Annotated in this window: 26 protein-coding genes; 17 read left to right on the top strand and 9 right to left on the bottom strand. The window is 67.5% G+C overall.

Translation table 11 applies throughout. The features are described from left to right. Nucleotides 1–7: 7 nt before the first annotated feature. Nucleotides 8–595, top strand: a complete 588-nt coding sequence (locus GA0116996_RS16755) for a malonic semialdehyde reductase (RefSeq protein WP_092313907.1) — start codon at nt 8–10, stop codon at nt 593–595. 74 nt (nt 596–669) lie between these two features. Here GA0116996_RS16755 and GA0116996_RS16750 read toward each other — a convergent pair whose 3' ends face one another. From GA0116996_RS16750 to GA0116996_RS16740, 3 genes are read right to left on the bottom strand one after another with little or no spacing between them, the layout of a single operon-like run. Next, nucleotides 670–1,395 (bottom strand): Coq4 family protein, encoded by a 726-nt coding sequence (locus GA0116996_RS16750; RefSeq protein ID WP_092313905.1) that lies wholly within the window; start codon nt 1,393–1,395, stop codon nt 670–672. A gap of 16 nt (nt 1,396–1,411) precedes the next feature. Next, complete coding sequence (locus tag GA0116996_RS16745; protein WP_092313903.1) at nt 1,412–2,395, bottom strand: alpha/beta fold hydrolase; 984 nt, start codon at nt 2,393–2,395, stop codon at nt 1,412–1,414. Then, nucleotides 2,392–3,945 carry a flavin-containing monooxygenase gene (locus tag GA0116996_RS16740; RefSeq protein WP_092313901.1) on the bottom strand — a complete coding sequence of 518 codons (1,554 nt, stop codon included), beginning with the start codon at nt 3,943–3,945 and terminating at the stop codon, nt 2,392–2,394. The genes GA0116996_RS16745 and GA0116996_RS16740 overlap by 4 nt, the downstream gene beginning before the upstream one ends. Nucleotides 3,946–4,043: 98 nt before the next feature. Between GA0116996_RS16740 and GA0116996_RS16735 the strand changes: the two genes are divergently transcribed. Beyond that, on the top strand, nt 4,044–4,721 hold the full coding sequence (locus GA0116996_RS16735; RefSeq protein WP_092313899.1) for a TetR/AcrR family transcriptional regulator: 678 nt from the start codon (nt 4,044–4,046) through the stop codon (nt 4,719–4,721). Here GA0116996_RS16735 and nth read toward each other — a convergent pair. After that, nucleotides 4,690–5,334, bottom strand: coding sequence for an endonuclease III (nth, locus tag GA0116996_RS16730; RefSeq protein WP_092313897.1), 645 nt, complete (start codon nt 5,332–5,334; stop codon nt 4,690–4,692). The two genes, GA0116996_RS16735 and nth, sit on opposite strands and share 32 nt — an antisense overlap. Further along, complete coding sequence (gene rsxB, locus GA0116996_RS16725; protein WP_092313895.1) at nt 5,331–6,152, bottom strand: electron transport complex subunit RsxB; 822 nt, start codon at nt 6,150–6,152, stop codon at nt 5,331–5,333. Before rsxB ends, nth begins: the two co-directional genes overlap by 4 nt. A gap of 321 nt (nt 6,153–6,473) precedes the next feature. Here rsxB and GA0116996_RS16720 point away from each other — a divergent pair, with 321 nt between their 5' ends. Further along, on the top strand, nt 6,474–7,109 hold the full coding sequence (locus tag GA0116996_RS16720) for a TetR/AcrR family transcriptional regulator (protein WP_092313893.1): 636 nt from the start codon (nt 6,474–6,476) through the stop codon (nt 7,107–7,109). Between the two features lie 49 nt (nt 7,110–7,158). On the opposite strand, the gene GA0116996_RS16715 is transcribed toward GA0116996_RS16720, so the two are convergent. Further along, nucleotides 7,159–8,427: a polyhydroxyalkanoate depolymerase gene (locus GA0116996_RS16715; RefSeq protein ID WP_092313891.1), complete on the bottom strand. Its 1,269-nt coding sequence runs from the start codon at nt 8,425–8,427 to the stop codon at nt 7,159–7,161. A 307-nt stretch (nt 8,428–8,734) separates the two neighbouring features. Beyond that, a complete protein-coding gene (locus tag GA0116996_RS16710; RefSeq protein WP_092313889.1) occupies nt 8,735–9,931 on the bottom strand; it encodes an amino acid aminotransferase in 1,197 nt (398 codons plus the stop codon). Nucleotides 9,932–10,103: 172 nt separating this feature from the next. On the opposite strand from GA0116996_RS16710, the gene uvrB reads away from it, so the two are divergent. The 14 genes from uvrB (at nt 10,104) to iscX (ending at nt 21,740) form a co-directional block, all read left to right on the top strand. Further along, nucleotides 10,104–12,197 (top strand): excinuclease ABC subunit UvrB, encoded by a 2,094-nt coding sequence (gene uvrB, locus GA0116996_RS16705; RefSeq protein WP_092313887.1) that lies wholly within the window; start codon nt 10,104–10,106, stop codon nt 12,195–12,197. A gap of 90 nt (nt 12,198–12,287) precedes the next feature. Continuing rightward, nucleotides 12,288–12,509 (top strand): hypothetical protein, encoded by a 222-nt coding sequence (locus tag GA0116996_RS16700; RefSeq protein ID WP_092313885.1) that lies wholly within the window; start codon nt 12,288–12,290, stop codon nt 12,507–12,509. Between the two features lie 39 nt (nt 12,510–12,548). Then, a complete protein-coding gene (locus GA0116996_RS16695; protein ID WP_062797958.1) occupies nt 12,549–12,791 on the top strand; it encodes a hypothetical protein in 243 nt (80 codons plus the stop codon). 95 nt (nt 12,792–12,886) lie between these two features. Then, the gene (locus tag GA0116996_RS16690; RefSeq protein WP_092313883.1) at nt 12,887–13,375 is read left to right on the top strand and encodes a low molecular weight protein-tyrosine-phosphatase; all 489 of its coding nucleotides are present in this window, start codon (nt 12,887–12,889) and stop codon (nt 13,373–13,375) included. Between the two features lie 81 nt (nt 13,376–13,456). Then, the gene (locus GA0116996_RS16685; RefSeq protein WP_092313881.1) at nt 13,457–15,553 is read left to right on the top strand and encodes a site-specific recombinase; all 2,097 of its coding nucleotides are present in this window, start codon (nt 13,457–13,459) and stop codon (nt 15,551–15,553) included. Between the two features lie 118 nt (nt 15,554–15,671). Continuing rightward, nucleotides 15,672–16,226: a Fe-S cluster assembly transcriptional regulator IscR gene (gene iscR, locus GA0116996_RS16680; RefSeq protein WP_011614910.1), complete on the top strand. Its 555-nt coding sequence runs from the start codon at nt 15,672–15,674 to the stop codon at nt 16,224–16,226. Nucleotides 16,227–16,278: 52 nt separating this feature from the next. Further along, complete coding sequence (locus tag GA0116996_RS16675) at nt 16,279–17,502, top strand: IscS subfamily cysteine desulfurase (RefSeq protein ID WP_279327337.1); 1,224 nt, start codon at nt 16,279–16,281, stop codon at nt 17,500–17,502. A 75-nt stretch (nt 17,503–17,577) separates the two neighbouring features. Beyond that, entirely contained in the window at nt 17,578–17,976 is a 399-nt protein-coding gene (gene iscU / locus GA0116996_RS16670; RefSeq protein WP_092313877.1) for a Fe-S cluster assembly scaffold IscU, read from the top strand. Nucleotides 17,977–18,016: 40 nt separating this feature from the next. Next, complete coding sequence (gene iscA / locus GA0116996_RS16665; protein ID WP_012352433.1) at nt 18,017–18,337, top strand: iron-sulfur cluster assembly protein IscA; 321 nt, start codon at nt 18,017–18,019, stop codon at nt 18,335–18,337. Nucleotides 18,338–18,361: 24 nt separating this feature from the next. After that, complete coding sequence (locus GA0116996_RS16660; RefSeq protein ID WP_092313875.1) at nt 18,362–18,586, top strand: DUF3565 domain-containing protein; 225 nt, start codon at nt 18,362–18,364, stop codon at nt 18,584–18,586. Nucleotides 18,587–18,641: 55 nt separating this feature from the next. Then, on the top strand, nt 18,642–19,160 hold the full coding sequence (gene hscB / locus GA0116996_RS16655; protein ID WP_092313873.1) for a Fe-S protein assembly co-chaperone HscB: 519 nt from the start codon (nt 18,642–18,644) through the stop codon (nt 19,158–19,160). Nucleotides 19,161–19,268: 108 nt separating this feature from the next. After that, on the top strand, nt 19,269–21,134 hold the full coding sequence (gene hscA / locus GA0116996_RS16650) for a Fe-S protein assembly chaperone HscA (protein WP_092313871.1): 1,866 nt from the start codon (nt 19,269–19,271) through the stop codon (nt 21,132–21,134). Between the two features lie 38 nt (nt 21,135–21,172). After that, nucleotides 21,173–21,511, top strand: a complete 339-nt coding sequence (gene fdx / locus GA0116996_RS16645) for an ISC system 2Fe-2S type ferredoxin (RefSeq protein ID WP_025582290.1) — start codon at nt 21,173–21,175, stop codon at nt 21,509–21,511. A 34-nt stretch (nt 21,512–21,545) separates the two neighbouring features. Then, nucleotides 21,546–21,740 carry a Fe-S cluster assembly protein IscX gene (iscX, locus tag GA0116996_RS16640; RefSeq protein ID WP_092313869.1) on the top strand — a complete coding sequence of 65 codons (195 nt, stop codon included), beginning with the start codon at nt 21,546–21,548 and terminating at the stop codon, nt 21,738–21,740. 126 nt (nt 21,741–21,866) lie between these two features. On the opposite strand, the gene lysS is transcribed toward iscX, so the two are convergent. Beyond that, nucleotides 21,867–23,423, bottom strand: coding sequence for a lysine--tRNA ligase (gene lysS, locus GA0116996_RS16635; protein WP_092313866.1), 1,557 nt, complete (start codon nt 23,421–23,423; stop codon nt 21,867–21,869). Nucleotides 23,424–23,471: 48 nt separating this feature from the next. Further along, on the bottom strand, nt 23,472–24,230 hold the full coding sequence (locus tag GA0116996_RS16630; RefSeq protein ID WP_092313863.1) for an SDR family oxidoreductase: 759 nt from the start codon (nt 24,228–24,230) through the stop codon (nt 23,472–23,474). Nucleotides 24,231–24,288 lie beyond the last annotated feature (58 nt).

The raw sequence follows: 24,288 nt of genomic DNA, 5'->3' as shown, positions 1-24,288 counted from the left end.
GACGCGCATGTCCCAGATCGACCACGCCGCGCTGGCACAACTGTTCACCGAGGCCCGCACGCACAACGTGTGGCAGGACCGCCATGTGGACGACGCCGTGCTGCACCAGATCTATGAAGCGATGAAGTTCGGCCCGACCGCTGCCAACAGCAGCCCGGCGCGCATCGTGTTCGTCAAGAGCGCCGCCGAGAAGGCGCGCCTGGTGGACTGCGTGTCGGCCGGCAACGTCGACAAGACGCGCTCGGCGCCGGTGACCGCGATCATCGCCTTCGACACCGCCTTCCACGACCAGCTGCCCAAGCTGTTTCCGCACGCCGACGCGCGCTCCTGGTACGCCGGCAACGACGCAAAGATCGCGCGCGACGCGCTGATGAACAGCTCGCTGCAGGGCGGCTACTTCATCCTGGCGGCGCGCGCGCTGGGCCTGGACTGCGGCCCGATGGGCGGCTTCGACGCCGACAAGGTCAACGCGGCGTTCTTTCCGGATGGCAAGTGGCAGGTCAACTTCCTGTGCAACCTGGGCTATGGCGTGGCCGACAAGCTGTACCCGCGCGGCCCGCGCCTGTCGTTCGACGAAGCCTGCCGCATCGTCTGAGCACGCCCGGCACCGGCAAGCAAAAAAGCGACCCGCGTGGTCGCTTTTTTTATCGCGGTTTGCCAGGCGTGCGATCAGGCCGTCCATTGCTGCATCGGATTGCAGGCCAGGTAGCGGCGCGGTTCGCCGATCCCGAGCCGCGCGCGCGCCGCGTCGATCGGTTCGTGCAGCAGCTTCTCGTAATCCTCGCCCAGCAGCCAGCCGGCGCGGCGGCCCAGCCGGTAGCCTTCCAGCACGGCGCGCGCAAAGGCCAGGCTGCCGCTCACGCGCAGGCTCTTCAGCGACGCCGCGATGGCGATGAAGGCCCAGCCCCTGCCGCCGGTCTGCGCATAGCTGAACGCCACCAGCGCGGCTTCGCCCAGGCTTTCGTCGGCGCGGTAGCCGGTGAGCACATGCCAGATATCGTGGATGTCGCGCGTGCGCCGGCCGAACCACAAGTAGGCGTCCTCGAGCAACGGTTCCTGGTCGAGGTTCGACACCCTGGCCAGTCCGTCCGCGCTGTATCCGGTCTGTTCGAGGAATGCGCGATAGGCGGCGCCGACCGTGCCCGGCGCGAAGGCGGCCACGTAAGCGGGATCGGACAGGCGCTCGGCCAGTTCGATGCGCTGGTAGACCATGCGGCGGCCGTCGTGCGTGGCCAGCAGGCGGCTGAAGTTGCGCGGCATCGACGGGCCGTTGAGCGCGCGCATGATGCGGAATACCTGCTCGGTGTCGTTGCCGTCCGCCATCAGCTTGCGCACGGCGCGGAACGCGGCGAAGAGATCCTGCTTGTAGGGATTGGAACCGGTCGTGGTGGCCATGGGCGGTCTCCTTGGATCAAGCGGCCTGTGCCGGCCTCGGCCCGGACACCTGCATTCGCGCGGCGGCGGCGCGCACGAAATCGACGCTGGTGGCGATGGCGGTCACCGGCAGCATATGCCCGCCGCTGACCAGGGTCAGCGAGGCGCCGGGCACCCTGGCCACCAGCGCTTCGCCATGCTCGGCGAAGTCGAGGATGCGGTCGTCGCGGCCGTACAGCACGCTGACCGGCACGCGCAGCGAGCCGTAGTCGCGCAGCAGCGCCGGCAGGCTCTGCGCGGCGCCGATCAGGTCCTCCGACGCCGCCAGGAAGTGGCGCGGGCGCAAGGCCAGCAGGCCGCCGCCGCGGGTCGGGAAGTCGTCCGGCACCGGGTCGGGGCCGAACACGATGTCCATGACCTCGGCGCGATGACGGATCGACATCGGCACCACCAGGGTCCAGGCCAGCAGCCGGCGCTGCCACGCGCGCGGCACGGTCATGGCCCTGAACACCGGCGAGATCTCCCTGGGCGGATGCGTCAGCGGCGCGATCAGCGCCAGGCCGCCGACGCGTTCCGGATGGCGCACTGCCAGCGCCAGCGCAATGGCGCCGCCCAGCGAATGGCCCACCACCAGCGGCCGTTCCAGGCCCAGCCGGTCGCACAGTGCGGCGAGCGCGTCGGCCTGCGCGGGCAGGTCGGCGGCGCTGCCGGGCGTGCGCGTGGAATGGCCCGCGCCGGGGCGGTCGACCGCGATGACACGGAAGCTCTCGGCCAGCGGCGCGATCATGCCGTAGCCGAAGTTTTCGAGCTGGCCCGACAGGCCATGTACCAGCAGCAGCGCGGGGCCTTGCCCGCGCTCCACCACATGCAGCCGCGCGCCGGGCACGTCGATAAAGCGGCCGGGCGGCGGCATCGCGGCTTCGATACGCCGGACGGTGCGCCACGTGTACAGCCATAGCGCCGCGCCGGACAGCAGGAGCAGCGCCAGCACCACGGCCACGGCGATAAGCGCGAAGGTCATGGCTGTACCTCGCCGGCGGCGACGGCTGCGACCGTGTTGGCGCCCGTTGCCTCCTGCGCGTTGCGCGGCTCGCGCAGCGCCGGCGGCGCGCCGAACTGCAGCACGCCATCGGCGATGCGCCCGTGCCGGATCGTCAGCAGGTCTCTGAAGTAGTTCTGGTGCACGCGCCACGGCTTGCGGTCGCCCTGGCGCGGCAGCACGCCGGCGGCACGCTGCACATAGCCCGAGGTGAAGTCGAGGAACGGCGTGGGCTGCACCGCGGCGGGCGCGCGCGGCACCGCGATGCGGTGGCCATGGCGGTCCATGTGGCGCAGCAGGCGGCAGACGTACTCGGCCGTCAGGTCGGCCTTGAGCGTCCACGAGGCATTGGTGTAGCCGAACGCCAGCACCAGGTTGGGCACGTCGCTGAGCATCATGCCCTTGTAGGCCAGGCATTCGGCGGGGCGGCGCGGCTCGCCGTCGACGGTGAGCGCAATGTCGCCCAGCATGTTCAGCTTCAGCCCGGTTGCCGTCACCACGATATCCGCGTCCAGCGACTGGCCCCCGGCCAGCTCGATGCCGTTTTCGGTGAAGCGCTTGATGGTGTCGGTCACCACCGAGGCGCGGCCCTCGCGCAGGGCACGGAACAGGTCGCCGTCGGGCACCAGGCACAGGCGCTGGTCCCAGGGCTTGTAGCGCGGCGTGAAATGCGTCGCCACGTCGAAGCCCGGCGGCAGCTGCGCCGCCGCCATGCCGACCAGGCGCGTCTTGACGCGTTCCGGCCGGCGCCGTGCCAGCTGGAAGAAGGCCATGCCAAGCAGCACGTTCTTCCAGCGTGTGGCGGTGTAGGCCAGCCGCTCCGGCAGCACGCGCCGCAGGGTGCGCGCAATGGCGTCCTCGCCCGGGCGCGACACGATATAGGTGGGCGAGCGCTGCAGCATGGTCACGTGCGCCGCGCTGGCGGCCATCGCCGGCACCAGCGTGACCGCGGTGGCACCGCTGCCGATCACCACCACGCGCTTGCCGGCGTAGTCCAGCGACTCGTCCCAGAACTGCGGATGCACGATGCGGCCGCGAAAACGGTGCTCGCCGTCGAACGCGGGACGGTGGGCCTCGGCATAGCTGTAATAGCCGGCGCAGACATAGAGCAGGCGCGCGCGCAGCCGCACCCGGCTGCGATCAGTGCGGCGTTCGGCTTCGACGGTCCAGCATGCGTCGGCGCTATCCCAAGCCGCGCTGACCACGCGGTGGCCGAAGCGGATCTGGCGCATGATGCCGGCTTCCGCGGCGGTCTCGCGGATATAGGCGCGGATCGACGGGCCGTCGGCGATGGCCTTGGCGCCGCGCCAGGGCTTGAAGCGATAGCCCAGCGTGTACATGTCAGAGTCCGAGCGGATGCCGGGGTAGCGGAACAGGTCCCAGGTGCCGCCGATGGCGTCGCGCGCCTCGAGGATGGCGTAGCGCTTGCGGGGACAGCGCCTCTGCAGCTGGCGCGCCGCACCGATGCCGGACAGGCCGGCGCCCACGATCAGGACATCGAGAACTGCGTCATCGGAACTGGCATCGCGCATGGGAAGGCATCCGGACGAGTGACGTTTCTGACAACATAGATTGTCAGAAGCGATCCGGCAAGTTTTCCGCGCGTTTTGTGGTCATAGGGAATGCCATAATGGCGCACATGACCCCCGAGCTGACTCCCGCGCGCCGCTATCGCGGCGCGGAAGCCGAAGAGCGCCGTGCCCAGCGCCGCGCGCAACTGATCGCCGCGGCCGTGCAGGTCTACGGCGAGCGCGGTTACCAGAACGCCACCGTCAAGGCCGTGTGCGAGGCCGCGGGCCTGACCGAGCGCTATTTCTACGAGTCATTCGCCAACAGCGAGGCCTTGCTGCTGGCATCGTTTCAAACGGTAACCCAGCGCCTGCTGCACATCCTGGTGCAGGCGGGCGAGGCGGCCGGCCACGACGGCGCGCAACAGGCGCTGGCAATGCTGCGCGCCTATTTCGGCGCGCTGCAGCGCGAACCGCGCTCGGCGCGGGTGTTCCTGGTGGAAATCCGTGGCGTCAGCAAGCTGGTCGACGGCGCGCTGGCCGATTCGCTGGATGAATTTGGCGGGCTGCTGGCGCAGGCACTGTTGCCGCCGGGACGCGAGCGCGATCCGTTGCTGACGGCCGGCGTGGCGGGCGGCGTGGTCCATCTTGCCGTGCGCTGGATCCGCCACGGCTACAGCCCCGAGGTCGAGGTGGTCGCGCGCACCGCGCTGCAGCTGGCGCTGGTGCTGGCGCACGCGCCAGCACCAGTACCAGCGCCGGTCGCGGCTACAGCTGCGGCGCGGGGGTTTTCTCCCTGAATTCGCACAGCGTTTCGATCGCGCAGTGCCAGCATTCCGGCTTGCGCGCCTTGCACACGTAGCGGCCGTGCAGGATCAGCCAGTGATGGGCGTCATGCAGGAATTCATGCGGCACGCACTTGAGCAGCTTCTGCTCGACGATGTCGACGTTCTTGCCAGGCGCCAGGCCGGTGCGGTTCGAGACCCGGAAGATATGCGTGTCGACCGCGATGGTCGGCTGTCCGAACGCGGTGTTGAGCACCACGTTGGCGGTCTTGCGGCCCACGCCCGGCAGCGCCTCCAGCGCCTCGCGCTCCGCCGGCACCTTGCCGCCATGGCGTTCGACCAGGATGCGGCAGGTCTCGATCACATGCCTGGCCTTGGTCTTGTACAGGCCGATGGTCTTGATGTATTCGCTCAGGCCGGCTTCGCCCAGCTCCAGCATCTGCCGCGGGGTATGCGCGACCGGGAACAGCCGGCGCGTGGCCTTGTTCACGCCCACGTCGGTAGCCTGCGCCGACAGCAGCACGGCGATCAGCAGTTCGAACGGCGAGCTGTACTCCAGTTCCGTGGTCGGCGCCGGATTGACTTCGCGCAGTGTCTCGAAGATGGCACGGCACTTAGCAGCGTTCATGATTCTTTTTTCGGGTCGTTGGCCGGGGCCTGGGCGGGATTGGGGTCATCCTGCCGCGGCGTCAGCCCGGCGCGCGCGCGCCGCGCTTCGGCGGCGTCGATCTGTGCCTGCACCGCGGCCGACACGTTGTCGGTATTGCGCGGCCGCGCCGCCTGCTGCTTCTGCCGCGCGCGTTCGATCGCGGCCTGGATGATGGCGCGCTTGCGTTCCTGCGCGGCGCGCTCGGCGTCGTTCTCGGGCGCTTCGGCCTGCACCGCGGCAAGCTTGGCGGCGGCCTTAGCGGCCAGGCGCGCATCGTTCTCCTCGCGCTCGCGCACCAGCCGCGCATTGCGCGCCAGGTAGCGCGCCTGCGCGGCATCGGCCTGCGCCTGCGACCACGCGTCCCAGCCGGTGCGGGTGCCGGTGACAGGGACCATGTCGATGCAGTCGACCGGGCAGGGCGGCACGCACAGGTCGCAGCCGGTGCACAACTCGGGGATCACGGTATGCATCTGCTTGGCGGCGCCGGCGATGGCGTCGACCGGGCAGGCCTGGATGCAGAGTGTGCAGCCGATGCACAGGCTCTCGTCGATGCGGGCGACCGCGCGCGGCTGCTCGCTGCCGTGCTCCGGATCGAGCGGCAGCGGTTCGGTGCCGAGCAGCGCGGCCAGGCGCGCGATGCCCTGCGCGCCGCCGGGCGGACAACGGTTGCAGGCGGCTGCGCCGCTGGCCATGGCTTCTGCGTAAGGGCGGCAGCCATTGAAGCCGCACTTGGTGCACTGGGTCTGCGGCAGCAGCGCCTCGAGACGGTCGGCGAGGGACTTGACGGCGGGATTCACGACAACGGACAGCTATTCAGGGGACAAGAGCGGGGTCAAAAAGGCGCACCAGCAGCGGCACCAGCGCGGCGCGGCCACGGGCAAAGCACGAAATTTGCGCGATGCTGTGAGCGGTTGGCGACATAACGGCGGCCCTTCCGGGGCGGACAATGTGCTGGCGGCCCCTGCGGCACCGGGGTCTCTGCGGACCCTGCGGTTTTCGCGCCGCAAGGATTATCCCCGATTTCGCCGGCGGACAGAAACGGCGATGATGCGCGTCGCGCGGCCGGATTGCCGCATTCCGGCCTGTGCCATAATCCGCGCAACGATCGACCACACCTCATGTCAACAGAGCCCAAGACCAAACGCGACCCGGAAGGGACGCGCCGACGCATCCTCGCTGCGGCCACCGAGGAATTCGCCAAGGGTGGTCTGGCCGGCGCCCGCGTCGACCAGATTGCCCGGCGCGCGGAAACCAACGAGCGCATGCTGTATTACTACTACGGCAGCAAGGAGGGCCTGTTCCTGGCGGTGCTGGAGAAGCAATACGCCAACTTCCGCGCCGCCGAAGAGCAACTGCACCTGGTCGACGAAGATCCGGTCGAGGGCGTGCGCACGCTGGCCCGTTTCGTCTGGGACTGGTACTACGAGCACCCCGAGTTTATCCGCCTGGTCAACAGCGAGAACCTGCACGAGGCGCGGCACCTGAAGAAATCGTCGCAGCTGCAGCAGCTGATCAACCCGGTGGTCGACGTGCTCGCCGACGTGATCCGGCGCGGCCAGCAGCAGGGACTGTTCCGCGACCATATCGACGTGCCGCAGTTCTACCTGACGATTTCCGCGCTGGGGTACTACGTGCTGTCGAACCGCTACACCATCAGCGCCGTGATCGGCCGCGACGTGGCGTCGCAGCAGGAGCACGAGCGCTTTGCCGAACTGCACACGGACATGCTGCTGAGCTACCTGAAGAAGCCCTGAGCCGCCGGCAGCGCTGCCATAAGAAAACGCCCGCTTGCGCGGGCGTTTTTTACTTGCTGGCCACGGCCACGGGGGCCTGGTGATACTTGCGGATAAAGTCGCGCAGCTGCGGGTAGATGTCCTCGCGCCAGCGCCGGCCCGAGAAGATCCCGTAGTGGCCGCAACGCTCCGCGTTCAGGTGCTGCTTGCGGTTTTTCGGGATGCCGGCGCACAGGTCGTGCGCGGCGGCGGTCTGGCCCGCGCCGGAGATATCGTCGAGCTCGCCCTCGATCGTCATCAGCGCCGTGGCCTTGATGTCCTGCGGGCGCACCGGCTTGCCGTCGATGGCCCAGGTGCCGTTGGCCAGGCGGAATTCCTGGAACACCTCGCGGATGGTGTCGAGGTAGTACTCGGCGGCCATGTCGAGCACCGCGTTGTATTCGTCGTAGAAGCGCACGTGCGCCTCGGCGTCGTCGGCATCGCCCTCGACCAGGCTCAGGTAGTAGTCATAGTGCGACGACAGGTGCCGGTCCGGGTTCATCGCGACAAAGCCGGCATGCTGCAGGAAGCCCGGGTAGACCCGGCGGCCGTGGCCAGGGTAGTTGGCCGGCACGGTGTAGATGACGTTGTTCTCGAACCACTCGTAGGACTTGTTGGTCGCCAGCGAGTTGACCGCGGTCGGGCTTTTGCGGGCATCGATCGGGCCGCCCATCATGGTCATGGTGCGCGGCGTCTTTTCGCCGGCGGACGCCATCAGCGAAATCGCGGCCAGCACCGGAACCGTGGGCTGGCACACCGAGATCACGTGCAGGTTCTCGGCGCCGATATGGCGGATGAATTCCTGGATGTAGTAGATGTAGTCCGACAGGTGGAAGGCGCCTTCCTCGACCGGCACCATGCGCGCGTCGATCCAGTCGGTGACGTAGACCTTGTGGTCCTGCAGCAGCGTGCGCACGGTGTCGCGCAGCAGCGTGGCATGGTGGCCGGACAGCGGCGCGGCCACCAGCACCACGGGTTCGTCCTTGAGCAGCTTGATGGTCTCGGGGTCGTCGGCATAGCGCTTGAAGCGCAGCAGCTTGCAGAAGGGCTTCTCCAGCACGGTCTGCTCGACGATGGGGATGTCGCGCCCGTTGGAGCGCACCGACTTGATATCGAACGCCGGTTTTTCGTATTCCTTGCCGAGCCGGTACAGCAGTTCGTAGCCGGCGGCCAGGCGGGGCGCGCCAGGTACCAGCGACATTGGGCTGAGGGGGTTGGTGAAGGTCTTGGCGGTCGCCTGGGCCCACGCGGTCAGCGGGTGCAGGATCGAGCGCTGGAACTCATGCAGTTGATAGAGCATGCCGTTTCTGCCTGGTCTTACTAAGAATGCGTACCACCAAGTAACAATGTACTGACAATACACCTTGGATCGTGTGCGCCGATTATGCCTGAATCGAACGACCGTGCTAACGATCTTGCTTTGCAGCATATACCTTAAAGTACTTCCGTATGCGCGGAACACAATAAGGCATAGGCCTGATTTTTCCGTGACAACGTCCTACAACATCGCAAACAAATGCAAAAAGCGGCCGAAGCCGCTTTTTTTCTATGGCATTGTGATGCACACGCCAGTTGCCGGCCGTTGCGGCGCGGCAACTGATGCGGTGTTACATCACCGCTGCGATCGCGTCGACCACCGCATCGATGTTGCGGCTGTTCAGCGCCGCCACGCAGATGCGGCCGGTGCCGACGGCATAGATGCCGTGCTCGTTGCGCAGGCGGTCGACCTGGGCCGAGGTCAGGCCCGAGTACGAGAACATGCCGCGCTGGGCCTTGACGAAGGAGAAGTCGCCCGGCACGCCCTTGGCGGCCAGCTTGTCGACCAGCGCGTGGCGCATCAGCTTGATGCGGTCGCGCATTTCGGCCAGTTCTTCTTCCCACATGGCGCGCAGTTCCGGGCTGTTCAGCACGGTGGCGACCACGGTGCCGCCGTGGGTCGGCGGGTTGGAATAGTTGGTGCGGATCACGCGCTTGACCTGCGACATCACGCGCTGCGCTTCTTCCTTGCTGGTGGTGACGATCGACAGCGCGCCGACGCGCTCGCCGTACAGCGAGAAGCTCTTCGAGAACGAGCTCGACACGAAGAACGGCAGGCCCGAGTCCGCGAACAAACGCACCGCGGCGCCATCGGCGTCGATGCCGTCGGCAAAGCCCTGGTAGGCCATGTCGAGGAACGGGATCAGGTTGCGTTCCTTGACCAGTTCCACCACCTGTTGCCACTGCTCGGGCGACAGGTCGACGCCGGTCGGGTTGTGGCAGCAGGCGTGCAGCACGACGATGGTGTTGGCCGGGAACGACTTCAGCGATTCCACCATGCCGGCGAAGTTCAGGCCATGGCTGGGGGCGTCGTAGTAGGCGTAGTTGACCACCGGGAAGCCGGCCGATTCGAACAGCGCGCGGTGGTTTTCCCAGCTCGGGTCGCTGATGGCGACCTTGGCGTCCGGGTACAGGCGCTTCAGGAAGTCGGCGCCGATCTTCAGCGCGCCGGTGCCGCCAAGTGCCTGGGCCGTCACCACGCGGCCTTCCGTGATCAGCGGCGATTCCTTGCCGAACAGCAGCGTCTGCACCGCCTGGTCATAGGCCGCGATGCCCTCGATCGGCAGGTAGCCGCGCGGGGTTGCGGTGGTCAGACGGGCTTTTTCTGCCTCCTGGACGGCGCGCAGCAGGGGGATTTTCCCTTCGTCGGTGAAGTACACGCCAACGCCCAGGTTGACCTTGGTCGCGCGGGTGTCGGCATTGAAGGCTTCGTTGAGGCCCAGGATCGGGTCGCGCGGGGCCATCTCGACGGCAGAAAACAAACTCATTTGGAATCTCGTGGTCGGCTATGTGAAAAACGGAAGGCGTAGAATGCTCCGTACTGCGCTGGAGGCTGCCAGGCCCGGCCGCGCTCTTCTTGGCTTGAAGCGGGGGCTGACAACCCCAAGATTCTAGCGTAATCCGCCCGTTTTCCTCAGGTATTTCCCTAGTCACGCCCCTATGACGAACCTTGCCGAAGCCGCGCCGGCCCTGGACGAAGACAAATTCGTCACATTTCCCGGCTCCCCGTTCCAGTTGTACCAGCCGTTCCCGCCCGCCGGCGACCAGCCCGAGGCAATCCGGCAACTGGTGGAGGGGGTGGAGGACGGCCTGTCGTTCCAGACCCTGCTGGGCGTTACCGGTTCGGGCAAGACCTTCACCATGGCCAACGTGATCGCCCGCATGGGGCGGCCGGCCATCGTGTTCGCGCCCAACAAGACGCTGGCGGCGCAGCTCTACGCGGAATTCCGCGAGTTCTTCCCGCGCAATGCCGTCGAGTACTTCGTCAGCTACTACGACTACTACCAGCCCGAGGCCTACGTCCCGCAGCGCGACCTGTTTATCGAGAAGGACTCGTCGATCAACGAGCATATCGAGCAGATGCGGCTGTCGGCGACCAAGAGCCTGCTGGAGCGCCGCGACACCATCATCGTCGCGACCGTGTCGGCGATCTACGGTATCGGCAACCCGACCGAATACCACCAGATGATCCTGACGCTGCGGGCCGGCGACAAGATCAGCCAGCGCGACGTGATCGCGCGCCTGATCGCGATGCAGTACACCCGCAACGAGACCGACTTCCAGCGCGGCACCTTCCGCGTGCGCGGCGACACCATCGACATCTTCCCGGCCGAGCACGCCGAGATGGCGGTGCGGCTGGAGATGTTCGACGACGAAGTCGAGTCGCTGCATTTCTTCGATCCGCTGACGGGGCGGGTGCGGCAGAAAATCCCGCGCTTCACGGTCTACCCGTCGAGCCACTACGTGACCCCGCGCGAGACCGTGCTGCGCGCGATCGAGGCGATCAAGGACGAGCTGCGCGAGCGGCTGGAGTTCTTCCACAAGGAAAACCGGCTGGTGGAGGCGCAGCGGCTCGAGCAGCGCACCCGCTTCGACCTCGAGATGCTGTCCGAGCTGGGCTTCTGCAAGGGCATCGAGAACTATTCGCGGCACCTGTCCGGCGCGCGCCCCGGCGATCCGCCGCCGACGCTGGTCGACTACCTGCCGCCCGACGCGCTGATGTTCCTGGACGAGTCGCACGTGCTGATCGGCCAGCTCAACGGCATGTACAACGGCGACCGCGCGCGCAAGACCACGCTGGTGGAGTATGGCTTCCGGCTGCCGTCGGCGCTGGACAACCGGCCGCTCAAGTTCGACGAGTTCGAGCGCAAGATGCGGCAGGTGATGTTCGTCACGGCCACGCCGGCGCAGTTCGAGCGGGAGCACGCCGGCCAGGTGGTGGAGCAGGTGGTGCGGCCGACCGGCCTGGTCGACCCGGTCATCATGGTGCGCCCCGCGACCACGCAGGTGGACGACCTGCTGTCGGAGATCCATGCCCGCGTCGGCGCCGGCGAGCGCGTGCTGGTGACCACGCTGACCAAGCGCATGGCCGAGCAGCTGACCGAGTTCCTGACCGAGAACGGCGTCAAGGTGCGCTACCTGCACTCGGATATCGATACTGTCGAGCGCGTCGAGATCATCCGCGACCTGCGCCTGGGCACCTTCGACGTGCTGGTGGGGATCAACCTGCTGCGCGAGGGGCTGGATATTCCCGAGGTGTCGCTGGTGGCGATCCTCGACGCGGACAAGGAGGGCTTCCTGCGCGCCGAGCGCTCGCTGATCCAGACCATCGGCCGCGCCGCGCGCAACGTCAACGGCACCGCGATCCTGTACGCGGACCGCATGACCGACTCGATGAAGAAGGCCATCGACGAGACCGAGCGCCGCCGCGCCAAGCAGATCGCCTTCAACGAAGCCAACGGCATCACGCCGCGCGGCGTGGTCAAGCGCATCAAGGACATCATCGACGGCGTCTACAACGTCAGCGACGCCCGGGCCGAGCTGCAGGCGGCGCAGGAGCAGGCACGCTACGAGGAGATGAGCGAGAAGCAGGTCTCGAAGGAGATCAAGCGGCTGGAGAAGCTCATGCTCGAGCATGCGCGCAACCTGGAGTTCGAACAGGCGGCGCAGGTGCGCGACCAGCTGGCCAAGCTCAAGGCGCAGGTGTTCGGCGCCAGCGGCGAGGGCGCGCTGCCGCCTGCCTCGCCTGCCTGATACGCCGCAACGCCCGGCGCGCTTCGCCTATAGTGAAATCCTCGGCGGCGCCGGCAGGGCAGGGCAACAGACCGCTGCAAAGGAGGCACGATGGAACGCCAGTTTGAATACGGCGGCTACGCGGTAGTGGTCACCGCGGTCCCGAATGCCGCCGGCGGCTTTGCCGCGCAGATGCGCATCGCCGACGCCTTTGGCGAACCGATGGGCCCGAGCTTCGAGGCCATCGCCGGCGACGCGCCCACGCCCGAAGCCGCCATTGCCCTGGCGGAGGCGGGCGCGATGCGCGCGATCGACGCGGGCGAGGTCAGCTAGCGCGCCGGCGGCACCCCCATTTCCCGTGGAGAAACCACAATGACCGACATCGGCGAATGGAAAAAGAAGGTCTATGAAACCCACGAAGTGCAAGTGCAGGTCAGGCAGCGTTCACAGAGCGAATGGTCGTACACCGTGCGCGTGTGCCGCCCCGGCACCAACATCCGGGCCGCCGGCACGCTGACCGACAGCTCGCGCATCACCGACCACTACAAGTCGGCCGAGGCCGCGCAGGTAGCCGGGTTTGCGCACGGCGAGCGGCTGGCCAAGCAGCTCGCCTAGCGTCGCGGTCCGTCGCGATCCGCGGCAAGCCGGGCCGGCGCAAAGGGCGGCAGGTAGAATCGCGCCTCCATGCCACCTTGCCAAGCCTTGATCCGATGAAGCCATACGCCATCCTGATGTGTTGCATGGGGAATATCTGCCGTTCCCCCACGGCGGAGGGCGTGCTGCGCGCCAAGCTCGATGCCGCCGGCCTGGCGGCGCTGGTGGAGCTGGATTCGGCCGGCACGCATGAGTACCACCTCGGCCGCGCCCCCGATCCCCGCACCCAGCGCCATGCGTTGCGGCGCGGCTATGACCTGTCGGCGCTGCGCGCGCGCAAGGTCGGCGTGCCGGACTTCGACCGCTTCGACCTGATCCTGGCGATGGACCGCGAGAACCTGGCCGGCCTGCTGCGGCTGCGCCCGGATGCTGGCGACAAGGTGCGGCTGCTGATGAGCTTCGCCACCCGCCACCACGCCGACGAGGTGCCGGACCCGTATTACGGCGAAGGCGATGGCTTCGAGCGCGTGCTCGACTACATCGAAGATGCCTGCGACGGCCTGGTGGCCGAACTGCGCCAGCGCCTGCAGCATCCGGCCGGCTGAGCCGGTCCGCCAGCCAGTCTTTCCCGGCCCCGCCGCGGCGCGCTGCGCCTGCGGCCGGTGGCCCGATCCCGACGAGAATCCATGCTTCGCAAACTGTTCCGCAAATGGCGCGAGTCGCGCAATGCCAGCCTGCAGCTCGACGCCATCCTGGCCGCGGCCGATCCGCAGGCGCCGCTGGCCGAGCGCAACGGCTGGCTGATCGAGCTGGCCTTCTGGATCCGGCGCGACGGCGGCCTCGGCAGCGATGCCGACAGCCAGGAAGACGGCGCGCCGCGCCGCCACCCTGAACTCGTGCGCGTGCGCTACCTGCTGCAGGTGCTGGAGCGGCATCCGGACTGGGCCGCGCGCTTTGCGCTGACGGTGCGCAGCCTGCTGCGCGAGAACGACCCCACCGGCCTGTTCTGCGATACCGGCGTGGCGCAGCATCCCGGCTTCGTCAGCGAGATGGTGAGCCGGCTGCAGAGCCGCTTTTTGCCGCCGCCGCCGAACCGCAGCGACATGGCGGCGCTGTTTGCGCTGGTGTTCGTCGGCGACGAAGATGCCGACTGGGTCGAGGCCATCGACGATGCGCTGATGGCGCGGCTGGCACGTGTGCTGGAGGCCGGCCGCGCCGATGGCGAGGCGGCGGGCCTGGCGCGCTATCGCGAAGCGCTGGGACAGACCCTGGCCACCAGCATCGCGGTGCTGGTCAGCCAGGTGCGCGCCACCGGGCTGAGCCAGGCGATCCGCTCGCGGCTGGCGGGGCGTGTCGAGGACACCCCGTTCTTCCGCCTGGACGAGGCCATCCAGGCCTTGCGCGAGGACGGCCTGCGCCGCGACGACCACAGCTTCGGCCATCGCCTGAACTACTTCCGCGCGCTGCTCGATGGCTGCCACGCCGCCGCCCGCCATGTGTACGAAGAGCTGGAGGAAAACGGCGTGTCGGTCGAGGTGGTGTTCCAGATCGAGCGCATGAAGGTGCAGCTCGGCCGCATCGAACTGCTGCTGGCGGCGTGGGTCGAGCCGGGCCGCCCCGGCATGCCGGCGCACCTGGTGGCCGAGCTGATCCGCTCGACCCAGGCGCGGCGCAGCATTGCGCATCTGGCCGGCACCTCGTTCGCGCAACTGGCGCGCAAGGTGGTGGAGCGCTCGGCCGAGACCGGCGAGCACTACATCGCGCGCGACCGCCGCGAATACGCCGAGCTGGTGCGCGCCGCGGCGGGTGGCGGCCTGGTCTCGGTGGCCACGGTGTACCTGAAGTTCCTGATCTACGGGCTGCACCTGGACAAGTTCAGCGAAGGCGTGCTGGCCTCGCTCAACTATGCCGGCAGCTTCCTGGCCATCCACTTCGCGCACTTCACGCTGGCGACCAAGCAGCCGGCCATGACCGGGCCCGCGCTGGCGCACCGGCTCGATAACGCGGGTCGGCCGGAAGGGCGCGAGATCTTCGTCGACGACACCGTCGCCATGATCCGCTCCAACGCGGCGGCCATTGCCGGCAACCTGGCGGTGGTGTTCCCGGTGGCGCTGGGCATCCAGTGGCTGGCGCACAGGCTGCTGGGTACCAACCTGATCACGCCGGCCAAGGCGATCGCCACCATCGAGTCCTTCTCGATCCTGGGACCGACGCCGCTGTACGCTGCCTTCACCGGCGTGCTGCTGTGGCTGTCCAGCCTGTTCGCGGGCTGGGCCGACAACTGGTTCGCGCTGCACCGCGTGCACGACGTGATGGCCTACCACCGCCGCCTGCAGTACGTGCTGGGCGCGCACGGCGCCACCCGGGTCGCGGACTTCTGGAAGCGCAACCTGTCGGGCATCGTCGCCAACGTGTCGCTGGGCCTGCTGCTGGGGCTGGGGCCGGAGATCCTGAGCTTTTTCGGCCCGCATATGGAAGTGCGTCATGTGACGCTCTCGACCGGGTCGGTGGGCGCGGCGCTCGGCGTGCTGGGGTGGGACGCGCTGCGCATGCCGGCGCTGTGGCTGGCGGTGGCGGGCATCGCGCTGATGGGCATGCTGAATGTGGCGGTCAGCTTTGCGCTGGCGTTCAATATGGCGCTGCGGTCACGCAATTTGCGGCGCATCGATCGCGCCGAGCTGAGCGCGGCCGTGCGGCGGCGCATCCTGAAACACCCGCTGTCGCTGCTGGTACCGCCGCGCGTGGCACCGGCGCAGGCGGCTGCAGGCGGGCGCCAGGCCTGAGGGCGGGGTGGTGCGGTGCGGCAGGGGTAGTTGACTGAATTAGTCGGGTACCTTTATACTTGACGGAAACGATCAAGTATTAGCTTTACCCCCACGCTTCACCCCAGAGCCCTGCACCATGAGACTGACCACCAAAGGCCGCTTCGCGGTCACTGCGATGATCGACCTGGCCATGCGCCAGGACCAGGGGCCGGTCACGCTCGCCGGCATTAGCCAGCGGCAGAAGATCTCGCTGTCGTACCTGGAGCAGCTGTTCGGCAAGCTGCGCCGGCACGAGATCGTCGAGAGCGTGCGCGGCCCGGGCGGCGGCTACAGCCTGGCGCGCAAGGCCGAGGACGTCACCGTGGCGGACATCATCATCGCCGTGGACGAGCCCCTGGATGCCACCCAGTGCGGTGGCAAGGGCAATTGTAACGGAGATGACGGCTCGGGGCGGTGCATGACCCACGAACTGTGGGCCACGCTGAACCAGAAGATGGTCGAGTACCTCGACTCGGTTTCCCTCAAGAACCTGGTGGACCAGCAGCGCGAGCGCCAGCCCGCCGTGCTGCACGACATGCGCGAAGACGCCGCGCAGCCGGTCGCCGCCGCCGCGCGCGGCAAGGCCGACAAGCAGGAAAAGCCGGTCCGGGCCAGAATGGTGAATTCAGTTTTCAGCCTGGCGCAGTCCTGAGCGCGCCGGCAAGACAGCAACACAGCGATCAGCGGTCCCTTACAAGGCAGTCATAACGATGAGCACCCCACATTTCCCCATCTACATGGATTACTCGGCCACCACGCCGGTGGACCCGCGCGTGGCGGACAAGATGATTCCGTACCTGCGCGAGCAGTTCGGCAATCCCGCCTCGCGCAGCCATGCGTACGGCTGGGAAGCGGAGCGCGCGGTGGAAGAGGCGCGCGAGCAGGTGGCCGCACTGGTCGGCGCCGACCCGCGTGAAATCGTGTGGACCTCGGGGGCAACCGAGTCGGACAACCTGGCGATCAAGGGCGCCGCGAACTTCTATTCGGGCAAGGGCAAGCACATCATCACCGTGAAGACCGAGCACAAGGCCGTGCTCGACACCACGCGCGAGCTGGAGCGCCAGGGCTTTGAAGTGACGTACCTGGACGTGAAGGACGACGGCCTGCTCGACATGGACGTGTTCAGGCAGGCGCTGCGCCCGGACACCATCCTGGTATCGGTGATGCTGGTCAACAACGAGATCGGCGTGATCCAGGACGTCGAGCAGATCGGCGAGATCTGCCGCGAGAAGGGCATCATCTTCCATTGCGACGCCGCGCAGGCGACCGGCAAGGTAGCGATCGACCTGAACAAGCTGAAGTGCGACCTGATGTCGTTCTCGGCCCACAAGACCTACGGCCCCAAGGGCGTCGGCGCGCTGTACGTGCGCCGCAAGCCGCGCGTGCGCATCGAGGCGCAGATGCACGGTGGCGGCCATGAGCGCGGCATGCGCTCGGGCACGCTGGCCACGCACCAGATCGTCGGCATGGGCGAAGCCTTCCGCATCGCCCGCGAAGAGATGGCGACCGAGAACGAGCGCATCCGCATGCTGCGCGACCGCCTGTGGAACGGCCTGTCGGACATGGAAGAGGTCTACCTGAACGGTGACCTGGAACATCGCGTGCCGCACAACCTGAACGTCAGCTTCAACTTCGTCGAAGGCGAGTCGCTGATCATGGCGATCAAGGACGTGGCGGTATCGTCGGGCTCGGCCTGCACCTCGGCCTCGCTGGAGCCGTCGTATGTGCTGCGCGCGCTGGGCCGCAACGACGAGCTGGCGCACAGCTCGATCCGCTTCACGGTCGGCCGCTTCACCACCGAGCAGGAAATCGACTACACCGTCGAGCTGCTCAAGAGCAAGATCGGCAAGCTGCGCGACCTGTCGCCGCTGTGGGAAATGTTCAAGGACGGCGTCGACCTGAACTCGATCCAGTGGGCCGCGCACTGAGCGCATTGGGTACCCGCAGGATCCCGCGAAAATAACAGCAAGACCCCCGTAAAAGATACGCAAGAGGTAAGCCAAATGTCATACAGCACGAAGGTTCTCGACCACTATGAAAACCCCCGCAATGTCGGTTCGTTCGACAAGAACGACGATGCGGTCGGCACCGGCATGGTCGGTGCACCGGCCTGCGGCGACGTGATGAAGCTGCAGATCAAAGTCAACGAGGCTGGCGTGATCGAAGACGCCAAGTTCAAGACCTACGGCTGCGGCTCGGCCATCGCTTCGTCGTCGCTGGTGACCGAGTGGGTCAAGGGCAAGACCGTGGACCAGGCGCTGGAGATCAAGAACACCCAGATCGCCGAGGAACTGGCGCTGCCGCCGGTGAAGATCCACTGCTCGATCCTGGCCGAAGACGCGATCAAGGCCGCCGTCGATGACTACAAGAAGAAGCACGGCGCCGAGCAGAAGGCCGCCTGACCTGTCGCACTGAGTACGGCACCGACGAAGGAACGCAACGATGATCACCATGACCGAGAAAGCCGCCAAGCATGTGGCGCGCTACCTGGAACGCCGCGGCAAGGGCGTGGGCCTGCGCCTGGGCGTGAAGACCACCGGCTGCTCGGGCCTGGCCTACAAGCTGGAATACGTCGACGAACTGCTGCCGGAAGACAACGTGTTCGAATCGCACGGGATCAAGGTCATCGTCGATGCCAAGAGCCTGCCGTATATCGACGGCACCGAACTCGACTACGCGCGCGAAGGGTTGAACGAAGGCTTCCGCTTCAACAACCCCAACGTCAAGGACGAGTGCGGCTGCGGCGAGTCGTTCACGGTCTGACGCACGCTGGCGCGGGCAGGTCCGGTGGAGCGCAGCATCGTCGGCTTCCGCCGGGACGAGGAAGGCCACTGGGTGGCTGAACTCGACTGCGGCCATGGCCAGCATGTGCGGCACGACCCGCCCTGGCAGTCGCGGCCGTGGACGCAGAGCGAGGCGGGCCGCGCCGCCATGATCGGCGCGCGGGTGAATTGCCTGAAGTGCGACCGCAACGAGCCGCCGGCCGAGTGGGCCAGCCAGCCCGCGCGGTAGCGGTGGCAGCACGGACGAAGGGCGGCGCGGCCGCTCTTTTTTCTTGGGGAAGCAGTTGAAAGACGATTTTTTTGCGCTGTTCGGCCTGCCGGTGCAGTACCGCGTCGACGAGGCCGCGCTGGACGCGGCGTACCGCACCGTACAGTCGCAGGCGCATCCGGACCGCTTTGCCAAGGCCGGCGATGCCGAGCGCCGCGTGGCGATGCAGTGGGCCGCGCATGCCAACGAAGCCTACCGCACGCTGCGCCAGCCGCTGCGGCGCGCCACCTACCTGCTCAAGCTGCGCGGCATCGACGTGCAGGCGGAGAGCAACACCGCCATGTCGCCCGCGTTCCTGATGCAGCAGATGGAATGGCGCGAGGCGCTGCAGGACGCGGCGGAAGCGCGCGACGTGGACCGCCTTGACGCGCTGCTGCGCGAGCTGCGCCAGGAAAAGCGCGAACGCCACGCGGCGCTGGGCGCGCTGCTCGACGCCGGCGACAACGACGCCGCCGGCGGCGCAGTGCGGCAACTGATGTTTATCGAGAAGATCGAGCACGATACCAGCGAGGCCATCGACCGGCTGGAAGACTGACCGGCAAGATCGCCGGGGCCATGACACAATGGCGCCCGGCCTGAAAACCGCACGCATGCCGCCCCGCATGGCGGTTTCCCCTGCCGTACAAGACAGCGAAGAATTACCATGGCACTGCTCCAGATTTCCGAACCCGGCATGTCGCCGGCGCCCCACCAACGCCGCCTCGCCGTCGGCATCGACCTCGGCACCACCAACTCGCTGGTGGCCGCGGTGCGCAGCAGCATTCCCGAAGTGCTGGCCGACGAGCGCGGCCGCGCGCTGCTGCCGTCGGTCGTGCGCTACCTGCCTGACCGTACCGCGCACATCGGCTACCGGGCCCAGGAAGAAGCGGTGCGCGACCCCAAGAACACCATCGTCTCGGTCAAGCGCTTCATGGGCCGCGGCCTGCGCGACGTCGCCAATATCGAGCACAGCCCGTACGACTTCGTCGATGCGCCCGGCATGGTGCAGATCAAGACCGCGGCCGGCGTGAAGAGCCCGGTCGAGATCTCGGCCGAGATCCTGGCCACGCTGCGCCAGCGCGCCGAAGACAGCCTCGGCGATGACCTGGTCGGCGCCGTCATCACGGTGCCGGCGTACTTCGACGAGGCCCAGCGCCAGGCGACCAAGGACGCCGCGCGCCTGGCCGGCCTGGAAGTGCTGCGCCTGCTCAACGAGCCCACCGCCGCGGCCATTGCCTACGGCCTCGACAACGCCGCCGAAGGCATCTATGCCGTGTATGACCTGGGTGGCGGTACCTTCGACATCTCGGTGCTCAAGCTGACCCAGGGCGTGTTCGAAGTGCTGGCCACCGGCGGCGATTCGGCGTTGGGCGGCGATGACTTCGACCAGCGCCTGCTGTGCTGGATCGTCGAGCAGGCAAATCTGCAGCCGCTGTCGGCGCAGGACATGCGCCTGCTGATGGTGCGCGCGCGCGCCGCCAAGGAAGCGCTGTCGGAAGCGGACAGCACCGTGATCGACGCGGTGCTGGAGTCCGGCGAGATCGTGCACCTGACGCTGACCGACGAGACCTTCGAGCAGATCACCGCCCACCTGGTGCAGAAGACGCTGGCGCCGGTGCGCAAGGCGCTGCGCGATGCCGGCGTGAGCACCGGCGAGGTCAAGGGCGTGGTGCTGGTCGGCGGTGCCACGCGCATGCCGTCGATCCGCAAGGCCGTTGGCGATTTCTTCGGCCAGAACCCGCTCACCAACCTCGATCCGGACCGCGTGGTGGCACTGGGTGCCGCGATGCAGGCCAACCTGCTGGCAGGCAATCATGCACCGGGAGAGGACTGGCTGCTGCTCGACGTGATCCCGCTGTCGCTGGGCGTCGAGACCATGGGTGGCCTGGTCGAGAAGATCATCCCGCGCAACAGCACCATCCCGGTGGCGCGCGCGCAGGAGTTCACCACCTTCAAGGACGGCCAGACTGCGATGGCGATCCACGTGCTGCAGGGCGAGCGCGAGCTGGCCAGCGACTGCCGTTCGCTGGCGCGCTTCGAGCTGCGCGGCATCCCGCCGATGGTCGCGGGCGCGGCGCGCATCCGCGTGACCTACCAGGTCGATGCCGACGGGCTGCTGTCGGTGACCGCGCGCGAGACGCATTCGGGCGTAGAGGCCTCGGTCACGGTCAAGCCGTCGTACGGGCTGGCCGACGACGATATCGCGCGCATGCTGCAGGACAGCTTCCGCGAGGCCGAGCACGACATGAAGAGCCGCGCCCTGGCCGAGGAACGCGTGGAAGCGGACCGCCTGGTCGAGGCCACGCAGCGCGCGCTGGAAACCGACGGCGACCTGCTGTCCGCGGAGGAGCGCGCCGCGGTGGAAGCGCTGATGGCAACGGTACGCGAGATTGCCGCCGGCGAGGACCATCTCGCCATCCGCGCCGCGGTGGAGCAGCTCTCGCACGGTACCGACGAATTTGCGGCGCGCCGCATGGACCGCTCGATCAAAAGCGCACTGGCGGGGCGCAAGGTGCAGGAGCTGGGCTGAGCGCCGCCCGCACCGCATTACCGAACTCAGGACACCACATGCCACAGATCATTGTTTTGCCCCACGTCGAATACTGCCCGGAAGGGAAAGTGATCGAAGCCGAGAAGGGCGTCAGCGTCCTCGACTCCCTGCTTTCCCACGGGATCGATCTCGAGCACGCGTGCGAGAAGTCCTGTGCCTGCACCACCTGCCACGTGATCGTGCGCGAGGGTTTCGATTCGCTCAACGAGGCCGAGGAGAAGGAAGAGGATTTGCTCGACAAGGCCTGGGGCCTGGAGCCGAATTCGCGCCTGTCGTGCCAGGCCATCGTCGACGAGGAAGACCTGACCGTCGAGATTCCCAAGTACACCATCAACCACGCCAAGGAAGGCCACTGAGCGGCCGGCACAGACCTCAGCGGAGAACAAGCCCATGAAGTGGACCGATACCTACGCCATCGCCGAAGCCCTGTACGACAAGTACCCGGATATCGATCCGGCCGGCGTGCGCTTTACCGACCTGCGCCGTTGGGTGCTGGAACTCGACGACTTTTCCGATGACCCGGCGCGTTCGGGCGAGAAGATCCTGGAGGCGATCCAGCAGGCGTGGATCGAGGAAGCGGAGTAAATTCCTGGCGTCAGGAATAAGCAAAAGGCCGGCTCGATGCCGGCCTTTTGCTTTGGTGCTGCGACGCAGGCCTGATCGCCTGCGGGTTTGCTCCCTCTCCCGCGCGCGGGAGAGGGAAGCAAAGCATCAGTCCTCCCGCCGCAGGTGCGGGAACAAGATCACGTCACGGATATTCGGGCTGTCCGTCAGCAGCATCACCAGCCGGTCGATGCCGATGCCGCAGCCGCCCGTCGGCGGCATGCCATATTCCAGCGCGCGGATATAGTCGGCGTCGAAGTACATCGCTTCCTCGTCGCCGGCGTCCTTCTGCTCGACCTGCTTGCGGAAGCGGTCGGCCTGGTCTTCGGCATCATTCAGCTCCGAGAAGCCGTTGGCGATCTCGCGGCCGGTGATGAACAGTTCGAAGCGCTCGGTGATGCCCGGCACCGTGTCCGACGCGCGCGCCAGCGGCGAGACCTCGACCGGGTAGTCGACGATAAAGGTCGGCTCCCACAGCTGGCTCTCGGCGGTTTCCTCGAACAGCACCAGCTGCAGCGTGCCCAGGCCGGCATTGAGGAACTGCGGCGCGTTGGTGTTGACGCCGAACTTCTTCAGTTCGGTGCGCAGGAATTCGGCATCGGCCAGCTGCGCGTCGGTGTACTGCGGCGCGAACTTCTGGATCGCCTGGCAGATGGTGAGGCGGTGGAACGGCTTCGACAGGTCCAGCTCGCGGTCCTGGTAGGTCAGCACCGCGCTGCCGCGCGCGTCGATCGCGGCCTTGCGGATCAGGTCCTCGGTGAAGTCCATCAGCCAGCGGTAGTCGGTGTACGCCGCGTAGAACTCCATCATGGTGAACTCGGGATTGTGGCGCGGGCTCACCCCCTCGTTGCGGAAGTTGCGGTTGATCTCGAACACGCGCTCGAAGCCGCCGACGATCAGGCGCTTCAGGTACAGCTCGGGGGCGATGCGCAGGAACATCTGCATGTCCAGCGCATTGTGGTGCGTGATGAAGGGCTTGGCCGCGGCGCCGCCGGGGATCGGGTGCAGCATCGGCGTTTCCACTTCCATGAAGCCGGCATCGGCCATATGGCGGCGCAGCGACGAGATCGCGTCGGTGCGCGCGCGGAAGGTGTTGCGCGTTTCCGGCGACACGATCAGGTCGACATAGCGCTGGCGATACTTCATTTCCTGGTCGGCCAGGCCGTGGAACTTGTCCGGCAGCGGGCGCAGCGACTTGGACAGCAGGCGCAGCTCGCGCACCTGCACCGACAGCTCGCCCTTGTTGGTGCGGAACAGCTCGCCGCGGGCGCTGATGATGTCGCCCAGGTCCCAGTGCTTGAAGGCGGCGTAGACCTCTTCGCCGACCTTGTCGCGGGTGATGTAGAACTGGATCTGGCCGCTGCCGTCCTGCACCGTGGCGAAGCTGGCCTTGCCCATCACGCGCTTGAGCATCATGCGCCCGGCGATGGCGACCTCGACCGGCGCGGCCTCGAGCGTGGCCTGTTCGGTGTCGGCGTACTGCGCCTGCAGCGCGGCGGCCTGGTGGGTGGGGCGGAAATCGTTGGGGAAGGCCACGCCTTGCTGGCGCAGCGCGGCCAGTTTCTCGCGCCGCTCCGCGATGATCTTGTTTTCGTCGACGGCGGGCGTGTCGGCGGCGGCGGCCTTGTTCTGCGCCTGGGCCTGGGCGCGGTTCGGTTCGGTCATGATGTCGTGTCGGTCGCGCGCCGGGCAGCGCGCGGGTTCAGTATGGCTTCAGTAGTTGCGGAGATCGTCCAGCTCGGTGGTGCCGAAATCCGGGCGGTGCAGGTAGGCGACGATGCGGCCGGCGGTTTCCTCGGCCGAGGCGAGCTGCTGGTTGGCCTTGAGCTCGCGGAAGCGCTGCACCTGGGCAAAATCGGCATTGCGGATGGTGGCCTGCATGCCGGTATCGATCACGCCGGGTGCCAGCGCCACCGCGCGCACGGTGCGCGGCGCCTCGGCCTGGGCGTATTCGGCATTGACCGAGCGCATGAACATGTCGAGCCCGGCCTTGCCGGCGCAGTAGGCGCTCCAGCCTTCGATCGGGCGCCGTGCCGCGCCGGAGGAGATCGCCAGCACCTTGCGCGGGCAGCCGAACTTCTCGGTGCGCTCCAGGAACGCCGCGGTCATGGTCATCGGCGCCGCCAGGTTGGTCAGCAGGTGCGGCACCAGCGATTTTTCCTGCAGCGCCGCGACCGGCCCGATCGGCTCGACCACGCCGGCGTTCAGGATCAGCGTGGCGCTGGTCGGCGGCAGGTCGAGCGTGTCGAGCACGCTGGCGAGCCAGGTGGCGGCGGGGCCGGCCTGCGCCAGGTCCTGCAGGTGCCAGGCCACCGGCACGCCGCTGAGCGTGGCGATGCGTTCGAGCTCGGTGTTGCGGCTGCGCGCCACGCAGATCAGGCGGTTGCCCGGCACGAGCAGGGCGTTGGTCAGTGCCGCGCCCAGCCCGCGCGAGGCGCCGGTGATGATGTACAGGTGATTGGCTTCGCTCATGGTGCCCCGGTCGGAAAGGCCGTCGTGCCGGCAAGGCGCGGGCGGCGGTACAGCGATG

This window comes from Cupriavidus alkaliphilus (assembly GCF_900094595.1).
GTDB lineage: Bacteria > Pseudomonadota > Gammaproteobacteria > Burkholderiales > Burkholderiaceae > Cupriavidus > Cupriavidus alkaliphilus.
The sequence above is the reverse complement of the archived record's forward strand: the minus strand, read 5'-3'. Positions and strand labels throughout refer to the sequence as shown.